The 10,973-nt window shown below is 62.1% G+C and carries 8 protein-coding genes and 1 tRNA gene; 2 read left to right on the top strand and 7 right to left on the bottom strand.

The genetic code is table 11. The annotated features are described in order from the left end of the window. Nucleotides 1-77: transfer RNA gene (locus D8U71_RS08290), tRNA-Arg, on the top strand. 77 nt (nucleotides 78-154) lie between these two features. Here the strand turns inward: D8U71_RS08290 and D8U71_RS28350 are convergent. Continuing rightward, nucleotides 155-424 (bottom strand): hypothetical protein, encoded by a 270-nt coding sequence (locus D8U71_RS28350; protein WP_177434151.1) that lies wholly within the window; start codon nucleotides 422-424, stop codon nucleotides 155-157. Nucleotides 425-470: 46 nt separating this feature from the next. Next, nucleotides 471-1,031: a YbhB/YbcL family Raf kinase inhibitor-like protein gene (locus D8U71_RS08285; RefSeq protein WP_130887566.1), complete on the bottom strand. Its 561-nt coding sequence runs from the start codon at nucleotides 1,029-1,031 to the stop codon at nucleotides 471-473. Nucleotides 1,032-1,170: 139 nt separating this feature from the next. Here D8U71_RS08285 and D8U71_RS08280 point away from each other — a divergent pair, with 139 nt between their 5' ends. Further along, nucleotides 1,171-2,694 carry an FAD-dependent oxidoreductase gene (locus D8U71_RS08280; protein WP_130887565.1) on the top strand — a complete coding sequence of 508 codons (1,524 nt, stop codon included), beginning with the start codon at nucleotides 1,171-1,173 and terminating at the stop codon, nucleotides 2,692-2,694. A gap of 18 nt (nucleotides 2,695-2,712) precedes the next feature. Here D8U71_RS08280 and pgaD read toward each other — a convergent pair whose 3' ends face one another. The 5 genes from pgaD to D8U71_RS08255 form a co-directional block, all read right to left on the bottom strand. Further along, on the bottom strand, nucleotides 2,713-3,243 hold the full coding sequence (gene pgaD / locus D8U71_RS08275) for a poly-beta-1,6-N-acetyl-D-glucosamine biosynthesis protein PgaD (protein ID WP_016772255.1): 531 nt from the start codon (nucleotides 3,241-3,243) through the stop codon (nucleotides 2,713-2,715). Then, on the bottom strand, nucleotides 3,240-4,595 hold the full coding sequence (gene pgaC, locus D8U71_RS08270) for a poly-beta-1,6-N-acetyl-D-glucosamine synthase (RefSeq protein WP_056786973.1): 1,356 nt from the start codon (nucleotides 4,593-4,595) through the stop codon (nucleotides 3,240-3,242). Before pgaC ends, pgaD begins: the two co-directional genes overlap by 4 nt. A 1-nt stretch (nucleotide 4,596) precedes the next feature. Further along, complete coding sequence (gene pgaB / locus D8U71_RS08265; RefSeq protein ID WP_110644743.1) at nucleotides 4,597-6,594, bottom strand: poly-beta-1,6-N-acetyl-D-glucosamine N-deacetylase PgaB; 1,998 nt, start codon at nucleotides 6,592-6,594, stop codon at nucleotides 4,597-4,599. A gap of 12 nt (nucleotides 6,595-6,606) precedes the next feature. After that, nucleotides 6,607-9,087 carry a poly-beta-1,6 N-acetyl-D-glucosamine export porin PgaA gene (pgaA, locus tag D8U71_RS08260; RefSeq protein ID WP_123444122.1) on the bottom strand — a complete coding sequence of 827 codons (2,481 nt, stop codon included), beginning with the start codon at nucleotides 9,085-9,087 and terminating at the stop codon, nucleotides 6,607-6,609. A 237-nt stretch (nucleotides 9,088-9,324) separates the two neighbouring features. After that, nucleotides 9,325-10,830 (bottom strand): YdgA family protein, encoded by a 1,506-nt coding sequence (locus tag D8U71_RS08255; protein WP_016772258.1) that lies wholly within the window; start codon nucleotides 10,828-10,830, stop codon nucleotides 9,325-9,327. Nucleotides 10,831-10,973: the final 143 nt, after the last annotated feature.

The raw sequence follows: 10,973 nt of genomic DNA, 5'->3' as shown, positions 1-10,973 counted from the left end.
GCACCAGTAGCTCAGCTGGATAGAGTACTGCCCTCCGAAGGCAGGGGTCGTGGGTTCGAATCCCGCCTGGTGCACCATGAATCAAACGAGAAAGCCCCGGACTGTGATGGTCCGGGGCTTTTTTGTGGGCGATGACAAGATCGCTGGAACGCCGTCACTCCGTCGTCCAGTCAAACTCGTCATATTCATCGTCGTCATCCCCCTCCTCCTCAGCCTCGTCAAATACCTCGTCTTCTTCAACGAGGTCCTCTTCCGGTTGATTCAGCAGAAATTCCTTACGTGTCTCGGTTACTGCACGCCGCATTTGTTCGCCCTTTTCCGGGCAGTTGAGTAGCTGGGCGATGCGGTCGATTTTTGCTGCCACGGTGTCCTCCAGCGTATTGGCAATGGCTCGATAGTGCGCGTTTTCGCGGGGCAATGCCAAATGGCTGGGGAATCAGGGCAGTCAGCCGCCCGTGAGCGGCCGAACCTCAGCGGTGATAACGCCGCACCGCGCTGCTGTTGCGCAGCACATGGCCTTTGATTTTTTCCATCAGCTCGGCGCGGGTCAGGCCAGCCGGCAGGGCGTCCGGGGCGAGGTCGAGGGCGTAGATCTGGATGATGTAGTGATGGGCGCTGTCGCCCACTGGCGGGCATGGCCCCATGTAATGGGTGTTGCCTTTGCTGTTGGTGCCGCCGACGCCTTCGAGGGCGGATTTGGCACCGACGCCGGCCGCGATCTGGTGGGTGGTGGGTTTGATGCCGTAGTGAATCCAGTGATCCACGCCCAGGCCTTTCTGGCCATCCGGGTCGTGCATGACAATGGCGTAGCTCTGGGTTCCGGCCGGGCCGGCGTTCCAGCTCAGCGCCGGCGACTGGTTCTTGCCGCCGCAACCGGGTGCGTCACTTGCCGCTGCCGAGGTGAACAGACGGTTATCCGACACGCCGGGGATGCTCAGGGTGAAGCGCTCCTGGGCCTGTGCCGGGAACTGCATGCAAAGGGTCACGGCGATGGCCGCCAGCCATGGGTTGAGAGAGGTCAATCGGGTCATTCCGGGAGCACCTTGTGCAGTGAGGCCGTCGTCGGCCCGCAAACTATAGCTGTACCGTTCGTGCCTTGGCAGTAGCAAATGGCTGAACCTCGCGCGGCGCCGCCAACTCACAAGAGAAATGCCTGCGAGGAAGCCGAAAATGTCCCTGCACCGTGTCGCCCGTTTCGCCGATGTCCCGCAAGACCGTGGCCTGCAAGTCGAAATCGGCGACTGCAAGATCGTCCTGCTGCGTGCCAACGGCGAGTTGCGGGCGTTTCAGGGCCTGTGTCCACACGCCGGCGCACCGTTGGCCGAGGGGGGGTTGTGTCACGGCAGGTTGATCTGCCCCTGGCACAAAGCCGCGTACCGTGCCGAGGACGGCGGCCTGTGCGAGCCGCCATCACTGGACAGTCTCAAACGCTATCCGCTGGAGTTGCGCGGCGATGAAGTCTGGGTCGATGACCAGCCCCTGCCCGATCCGCACACCCCGCCCGCTGACGACCCAAGAACATTTGTGGTGGTCGGCGCCGGGGCGGCGGGCACGGCTTGCGCGGCGGCATTGCGGGAGAAGGGTTTTGGCGGGCGCATCGTGCTGGTCGATGGCGAACCGGGTGCCGGATACGACCGCACGGTGTTGAGCAAATTTGTCCTCGCGCGGGAGATGTCGTCGAAAGAAGTGCCGCCGCTGCGCGATGAGGCGTTCTATCAAGCGCAACGCATTGAACGCGTACAAAGCGAAGTGACTTCACTCGACGCCCCAGGCAAAGCACTCCATCTGAACAACGGCGGCATCCTGCGCTACGACGCCGCTGTACTCGCCACCGGTGGCGCGCCCAATCCGTTGAAGCTGCCTGGTGCCGAGGTGGCCAACGTCTTCGTCCTGCGTTCGAAAGCCCAGGCTGAACAGATCATCAACGCCGCTCAACCGGGCCAGCGCGCGGTGATCATCGGCGACAGTTTTATTGCTCTCGAATGCGCCTCAGCCCTGCGCGAGTTCGGCCTCGACGTCACCGTGCTGGCACGCCATGCAATCCCGTTTGCCAAGCAATTCGGCGAGGCCGTGGGCAAGGCGATTCGCGCCCTGCACGAAGAGCACGGGGTGAAGTTCATCAGCGAACACGAGGCTACGCAGATCCTTGGCGAGGACAAGGTCGAGGGCGTGCTGCTCGACAACGGTCTGCGCTTGGCAGCGGATCTGGTTCTCGCCGGCGTCGGCGTTCACCCGGCCACTGAACCTTTCGAATCATTGCCCAAGGAAGAAGACCAATCGTTGCGTGTTGATGACGGCATGCGCGTCAGCGATGGCCTGTGGGCCATCGGCGATATCGCCACGTTTCCGTTGAACGGCCAGCCAACCCGCATTGAGCATTGGCGCCTGGCCCAGCAACACGCGCGCATCGCTGCGGCCAACATGCTCGGTGGCGAGGAACATTATCTGGATGTGCCGTTTTTCTGGACCTACCACTTTGGCAAGAACTACGACTATCTCGGTCACGCGCAGGAATGGGACGAGGTCGAGTTCAGCGGTGAGCCGGAACAGCCGCCGTTCATTGGCCTGTTTGCAAAAGACGGCATCGTCGTTGCGGCGGTGGCCTGCGACAAGCAACGCGCAATGGCGCTGCTGGCCGAGCGAATGAAGCAACCTTTGCGGATGAAAGAGGCCTGGACGCTGATCCAGGTCTGACACCGGCGCCATACGAGGTCAGGTCAGGCGTTTCACCGGCTCGCGACTGTCGTCTTCTTCGGCATGCAGAAAGATCACCCGTGGATGCTCCAAAGGTGCCAGCGGCGCCGGCAGTGCTTGCTGCTGAAGCGGCCACAAATGCGTTTCTACATGGCTGATGTCGCCGTCCTGATCGTTGTGAATGGTCATCACCCCCGGCGTGCGCAGTTTCTGGAAACGCTCGTCGCACAGCTTGAAACTCTTGCTCAGACCTTCATCGCCAATCACCGGTGACGGCAAACGGCGCTGGGCGAAGCTGCGGCTTTTGCGTTGCTGGTAACGCGCCCAGCCGATCAGGATCACCGCGTTGACCAGCGCCACCCACATATAAACCTGCAGAGTCCCCAAGGCATCGAACGCCGAATGATCGATGCGCGGGCCGCCGCTGGTTTCGATCAATGGCCATAACCCGCGTACCAGCAGGAACAGCAGGCCAACCCAGGCCAGGACGGTGAGGATCACGTCGATCACCACCAGAAAGGGCCGTTGGCGAGTCCGGATAATTTTCATTTGATGACTTCCTCCTGGTCGTCGCCCAGCGGTTTGATACCCCGATCAGGACTGACCCAGCGCGCGCGTTTTTTGTGTTGGCTGAACAACACCTTGGGGAAGCTGACCAGGGTGGTCAGCAGACTGACGAGCCAGAACACCAGCGGATACCAGACCACCCAGAACATGGTCTTGCCCAGACCCGGTTCATAGCGCCGATCGATGATGATGCTGACAGCGAACTGCACCAGGCAGACAAACGCCAGCAACAGACCGGTGAAGGCCGGCGGCATCAGGTGATCGACGGCGATCGCGTCGGGCATGACCATGAACTTGCCCATGCCCCAGAAAATCACCGACAGCAGGAAAGTGAACGCCCAACCGGTGGACAGGCAGTATTCGAACAGCAGCGGCCACAGGTAGCGATGGCGGTACTGCCAGATGCCGCGAATGTTCTTGAACAGCACTTCGGCGCCGCCCTGGGCCCAGCGCAGACGCTGCTTCCACAGGCCGCCGAGGGTTTCCGGCATGAGAATCCAGCACAGCGCACGCGGTTCGTAGAAGATGCTCCAGTGATCTAGTTGCAGCTTCCAGCTGATGTCGATGTCTTCGGTGATCATGTCCGGGCTCCAGTAGCCGACCCGGTTCAGCGCAGTACGACGGAACGCGACGATCACGCCGGAGACGGTGAAGATGCGCCCGAACACCCGTTGCGTACGTTTGATCAGCCCGATGATCGAGGAGAACTCGCCGACCTGCACCCGCCCGATCAAGGTCGAACGCGTGCGGATCCGCGGGTTGCCGGTCACTGCGCCAAGACGTGCGTTATCCAGCATCGGCGCGACCAGGTACGCCGCCGTGTTCGGCGCCAGCAAGGCGTCGCCATCGATGCACACCAGATACTCGCTGCGCGCAGCGATCGCGCCCATGCGCAGAGCCACAGCCTTGCCCTGGTTTTCCGCCAGATGCAGAACCCGCAGTCGCGGATCTTCCTTGGCCAGCGCATCGAGCACTTCGGCGGTGTTGTCCTTGGAGCCGTCGTTGATCGCGATGACTTCGATGTTCGGGTAGTGCTGGGCCAGCGCCGCGTAAATGGTATCGGCAGCGTTATCGCCTTCGTTGTAGCAAGGAATCAGGATCGAAATCAGCGGCTCGCCTTCCAGCGGCGGCGGCAGCGTGTCGTCCTGCCATGGCCAGTGGCGCTCCCAGTGCAGCCAGAAATACAGGCCGCCGGCGATCCACAACCCGGACATGAACAATGGGTAGAAGAACACGAACGACATCAGGAACTGGCCGGTCACGAGGAAGATCAGCCCCAGCGGAACGCCAAGGACAATCGCCAGAACAAGCAGGGCTAACAGTCTATCCAGCATGTTATGGATTCCATTTGTTGGAGAGTGCAGGCCTTACGGTTTTCAGGTCTGGCAGGTTGTCGAGGAAGTTGTCCGGGTAGTAACCGAAACTGGTTGCGCCCTGGCGCTTGAGCCGGCCCATCCAGTCCGCCAGATGCACGGCGTCGATATCGGCCTGATCCTTCTGGTTCCAGTCACGCGCCTGCAATTCGAACACGGTGCGGTTGAGCGCGCCGGGACGTTTCTTCACCGTGGCAACCAGTTCTTCCAGCCACGGGCCGGACTCGGCCAGCGTCTGTTTTTCCATCAATGGCATGGCCATCGGCGCCGTCCAGTCGTAGGTGGCGAGGAAGTCATCGAGGTTCTGCGCGAACCACGCTTCGCTTTCAGGATTGAGCATCGGCTCGGCGAAGATGTTGCGTGCGGTCAGCACTTGCGGGCCGCGAATCGCACGGACCTTGGCGGTCAGTTCGTTGGTGAAGTCGATCAGGTAGCGGCTCTTGAAACGCGTCCAGCGTTGCATCGCCGCCGGATCGTCGCGCAGCGCGGCAATCGAACCCGGCAGACCTTGAGCGGCGTAGGCCTTCAAAGCATCCGGGCTGGCGTCTTCGAAATCCGAAAGCACCGCATCGTCGTGGTAGAGAATGCCGTCGACCGAGGTCAGCCGCGCCACGTCTTCATAGATTTCACCGATGATCTTGCGCACTTCGGGATTGAACGGTGACAGGCGTTTGTACTGCTTCGGGTCGACCGAGGTGATGGCGGTTTTCGGGTCCCAGCGGGTTACACGCGGCAGCTTCGAATCCAGCTCGAAACTCAGCACCGGCATCCACGCAAAGACCTTCACGTGGGCACGGGTGCGCAGTTGCCAAGCGACGCGGTCGAACAGGTCGGCGCGCATCGGCAGGTGGCGGTTGGGGAAGTACAGCGAATGCACCAGACCATCGCCCTTGGGATCGGCGAAGGCTTGCAGAAACACCGTGCTGGCGCCCAGGTCAGCCATGCGCTGCACCAGTTTGCCGAGGTTGATGTCCTGCTGGGCCGGGTCCGGGTCGTAGACGTTGTCGAGATCGACATGCACCACGCGCATCGGCGCTTCGGCCTGCACCGAAACGATGCTGTTGGCGAAATGCTCGCCGTCAGGATCGGACGCGACGAGAAAGCGCGGCCCGCTCATCAGGTTATCGAGGGTGTCGAGGCCGTCGTCCAGGGTCAGGGCCATTTCATAGCCCTCCTCACCGACCACGGTCAGCGAGGTACCGTCGGCGGTGCCGTACGGCCAGACCCAGACCCGTGGTTTGTAACCGGTGGCCTTGCGGATCTTCTCGGAAATGTTCTTCACGTCGGTACGAATGCGTGCCTGGAAATCGGCTTCGGATTCATAGCGCTTGGTCACCGGGTCATAACGCCGGGTCGCGGCGGCCGGTTGCAGGTTGCCCTGCGGGTTGCCAAGGATGCCTTTGTGGTTGGCATCGGTGTGAGCGGCGATCTCTACCAGACCGGACTTGGAAATTTCGCGGATCTGCTGCCAGGTCAGGAAGTTGTCACGGTTACGCGGCGTGCCGGCGAAATCCACCGGTTGATTGAGCGGCGTGTCGATCCAGGTGCCCACCGGCGCCAGCAAGGCTGGCCAGTTGTAGGCGCGCAGCACCGGCAGCACGCGGGTATAGAAGCTGGCATAACCGTCGTCGAAACTGAGCAGTACCGCTCTCGCCGGCAGCTCCGGGCCACCCTTGCGCGCGGCCATGATCTGGTCGACGGTCACTGGTTTGTAGCCGTTCTCGCGCAGCCAGGCGAGTTGCTCGATCATGCGCTCGGTGCGCACCGCCACCACGGCCTGATCGGGATCACGGTCTTCGACGTCGTGATAGGCAATGCCGAGCACATGGTTTTTTGGCCACGGTTGTTCACTGGCCGCGACCGGGCGCTCGGAGGGCGGCGCGAAGGCCGGGGCTTGCTGGGCGCAGGCGCTGATCAGCAGCGCTCCCAGCAGAAGGATGAAACGCGAGATAAAAGGCATCTTCAAACTCTTCTAGAAGCGGAAAGTGAGGTCGACGAGCAGACGCAGATCAGTTTCCCGATCACCGTCGTAAGGCCGGTTGATCACACTGAACATGCCGCCCACATCGAACACGTCGTTCCAGGCGTACCGTTGGCCATAACCGAGCAATGCCATGCCGCCGGTGCCGTGGTCGCGCTGGCTATAGGTGCCCGCGCCGGCCTGGAATTGCTGGCTCCAGGAAGTCTCGTAGCGGTGGTAGAGCACGTGATTGACGTTGACCAGCGGCATCACGCTGAAGTCCGACTTGGGGTTGAAGTACGGCACGTCGTCGGATTTCGAGTTGTGGCTGGTGCCGACTTCCAGGCCGGCGTCGACCTGAATGTTCGGCGCGGTGTAGATGCCCTCGCGCCCGGTCACCAAGGCTTCGACGCGGTTGTTGCCATCGCTGAAGTGCGACGGGCTGACCGACACGCGCCACTCGCGGCTTTCGTTGGCGCGCCAGCGCAGGAACGCACTGCCGCCGTTGGCCTTGATGTCGCTGTTGAGCGCGCGCAGCGGCGTTTCCGCCGAGAGGTATTCGAGGCTGCCGCCGTATTGCCAGTGATCGTTGATGTCGCGGGCAATCGCCAGGCGTGCGCCCTGTTTGTCACCGAAGCCGTAATCATGATTCGACACCTCGGCTTCGAGGGTCATATCACGGGTGCGCCGTTCCAGGCCGACACGCTGGAAACGATGGTGGCCAGTGCCTTCGGCGAAATCACCGGTGGCATAACCGGCGCCGGCAAACACGCGCCAGTCTTCATTGATCGGTGGGCTGTACAACGTGCTCTGGATACCGAAATCACGGCTGCCGCTGACCGCACCGGCATCGCCGCTGCCGCCACCGTTGGCCTTGCCGCCGTAGGCTTCGACACGCAGTTCGGCCATGTCATGCACTTCCCGTTCGCGAGCCAGGCGCTGCACCTGGCGGTTGTCCGGATAGCGCGCAACCACGTCGTCGACCAGCGCATCGTTCTGCCGCCACTCCTGCAACTCCATCGCGGTGCGCGCCTGAGCGACTTCCAGGCCGGCATCGCGCGGGGCCATGCTCTCGGTTTCCTTGAGCTGGCTTTCCGCGCGGCGCGGCATCTGGCGGGCGAGGTAGAGATCGGCCTGGGCCAGACGCAAGCCAAGGTTGCCCGGTGCCTGATCGACCAGCGTCTGCAAGCGCTCTTCGCCGTGCGGAAGATCGGAACCGTAGGTACCGGCTTGGGCGGCGAGTTGCTGGGCATCCATCCATTCGTCGTTGGGGTTGCCGATCGGCAAGCCCTTGAGCTCGACACGCGGACGCTGGGCTTTCGCTGCGTCCTCGGCGACCTTGCGTGCTTCGTCGGCGCGGTCGCTTTCCAGCAGCGAGTAGTACAGCGCAGTGGTGTCCTCAAGACGATCACCGACATCGGCGTCCGGCGCCGAAAGCACCTGCCGATACAGATCGGTGGCAATCTCAGGCTCGCGTTGATCCAGATAAGACGCCGCGACCCAGCGCAGTGCATAGGTCGGAATCTCCACGCCTTCGGCTTGCAGTTTCTGGTACTCGCTGATGACGTCGGCAGTGCGCGCGCGGGCCTTGAGCGCGCCCATGCGGTCGATGCGCCAGCGCGTCACGTCATCGTGGGCAGTGGCGTCAGGGGTCCAGGTCGCGAGCAATTTGTCGTAATCGGCCAGCGCGCGGTCGGCAATGACGTAGCGTTCCTTTTCGCTGCGGGTGGCCAGTTCGGCAAGGCGCACGCGTTCGGCGGCGAGATCACCTTCGAGCCGGCGCAAGGTCACCGGATCAATCAGGCCGGGACGTTGACTGGCCAGACGCAGCGCCGGTTCAGGCAGACGGGCCTTTTGCAGCGCGACCACGTACTCGCGGGCGACTTCCGGTTTGTTGCCGGCGCGGATGAAGGCTTGATCGAATTCAAACAGCGCATCGTATTGTTTGCCGGCGCGGCCGAGGGCGTAGCCCAAGGCCAGGCGGCGTGACGGATCGTCGGGTTTGGCGGCGACCAGTGCCTGGGCGCGGGTGACGGCCTGATCGGGCTTGCCGGCATCGGCCTGAGTCAGCGCGAGGCCCAGTTGCAGGTCAGCGTTGTCCGGCTCCAGCGCCAGCGCCTTGTTGTAGACCTGGGTGGCCTGATCCCAGCGCTTGAGGTTGCGATAGGCCCGCGCGGCGGCGGTCAGTGCCTGCACCGGCAGAACGCGGTCGCGACCTTGTGTTTCATAGACCTTGACCACTTCGGCATCGAGCCCGGCCCAACTGGCGATTTGCAGGTGATCGCTGACCTGGCCGTCGCTGGCCTGGCCCGGCGGCACCTGACGCAAAACCGTCAGCGCAGGCGTGTAGTGCCCGGCGCGGGCATCGCGCACCATCTCGTCGTAGGGTGTGTCGGCCAACGCCAGCACTGGCCAGAGCAACTGGCTGCACAGGGCGAATCGGAACAAAGGGCGCAAACCACGATGTAATACAGGGCCATCAATACGCGGCATTTGTCAGCATCCTTACATGGCCAGCCGGGTCGCAATGCCCTCCTTGCCCATTCGTAACGGTGGCCGACGATGACAGCCCTCGGCCAAGCTTGGTGAGGCAGTCTGCACGCAAGCGTAGTCGAATTTTCACAACGCAATAATTGTTCAGAATCGGCCCATCTGTACAAAACCCGTACAGCAAAACGCCCGGCGCCTGTTTACACAGGGGCCGGGCGTCTGCAGGGGCGCGCGGTGGGCTTATTGCTCTTGGGTGACGCCGGCAAACTTGCTCATCAGGAAGCCGATGAACTGCTCGACGGTCATCTTCTGGCCGTTGAATTCGACCTGATTGGCCGCGTAATGCAGTTTGGTCACCACGTTGGTGCCGTCGGCGACAGCCAATTGCGAGCCGACCGCCATGCCGGCGAACATGTCCGCCGCTTCCTTGGACTGATCGACGATGGCTTTGGCGTCAGTCTGGCCATCGAGTTGCGCCTGCACGCTGAGCAGATCGACCAGCATCGGCTTGGACACCTGAATGTTCAGGTCGAGCAGCGCGATCAGTTGCTTGCCGAGTTGATCCGGCGGCAGGTCCATCGATTGCGGCTTGGTCAGGTCGATCACCAGATTGGCGCGGCTTTCACCGTTGGCGGTGTTGAACGACAGATTCTCCAGCGCCAGTTGCGGACCGGCCGCCAGCAACTTCTGCAGATCGGCTTTGACCTGGGCGTTTTCCGCTTCGGTCAGATTCAGCTCCGGTGCCGGCAACCCCTGCGCAGCGGCCTCGGCGGCAGCTTTTTCGTACGGCTGCAATTTGGTCTGGTAGATCTGCATCAGCGACATTGTCGACGGAATGTCGAGGTTCTTCAGGCTCATGGCCATGGCCGCCGAACCGACTTTCTTGTCGTTGAGCGTCACTTCGCCGATTTTGTAGTCGGCACGCCCCGAGGCGTTGCTGCCGCTTTCTTCGGTGCGGTTCTTCATTTCGAAGTTCTTCACGCCCAGCACCATCGGCTTGGCGCCGAAGGTGGTTTTGCTGCTGGTCACTTCCAGGGTGTTTTCCCCGGTGTAGTAGCCGTAGCTGCTCTTGGCGAGGTTGCTGGCCAGGGTCAGACCGTTGAGCTCGACCTGCACCGGCGCCTGGTCTTCCGACACGGTGACCAGTTTCAGATTGTCCATGTAACCGTCGGCCTTGACTTTCTGCGCCTGGGCGCTGGCGGCGATGTCCATGCTCAGACCGGAAAATTTCAGGCTCGATTGCTCATCCAGCGCAGTTTCGAACGGCACCAGGTTGAGGGTGCTGGTGGTCGATTCGTCGTAACCGATGTTGGTGACGCCCTTGAGCGGCGCGGCGCCGTTGGTGGCGGCGAACCATTTTTCCGTGGACGGGCTCTTTTCCAGCTCGTAGTTGCTGGTGGCCATGACCGGCAGCCACTTCAGCGAAACCAGACGCGAGAACGGCAGCGGGCCGTGTTCGATGTGGTCGACGAACAGCAGCTCGACCGGCGCATCGCCGAACATCTCGCCCTCGCCCTTGAGACGATAGTGCGCGGTGCTGGTGAAGGTGTGGCGTTCCAGCGACACCAGTTCCAGCGACGCGGTGCCGTTGGAGCCGGCCATGGCGGTCTGCAACTCTTTGTTGGCGTTGGTCACGGCGTTGTTCAGCACGCCTTCGATCTTGGTCCCGGTGTACCAGGCCCCGCCTGCGCTGATCGCGCCAATGGCAACAACAATTCCGAGAAGCACGCCTGCTGATTTATTCATGAATGACCTGATCGGTTTCCGTGGCTGTGGATGAAGTCGTCTTCCTTGAACCCGGGATCGGGTCACGGCTCGACTGTGCAAAAGTGACGGGAAGGTTAGCATCCGCCACTCGGAGTGGTTGGCTTTTTAATCCGGCCATACGG

This window comes from Pseudomonas sp. Sample_21 (assembly GCF_004307525.1).
Classification (GTDB): Bacteria; Pseudomonadota; Gammaproteobacteria; order Pseudomonadales; family Pseudomonadaceae; genus Aquipseudomonas; species Aquipseudomonas atacamensis.
This window is presented reverse-complemented; position numbering and strand designations above follow the sequence as displayed.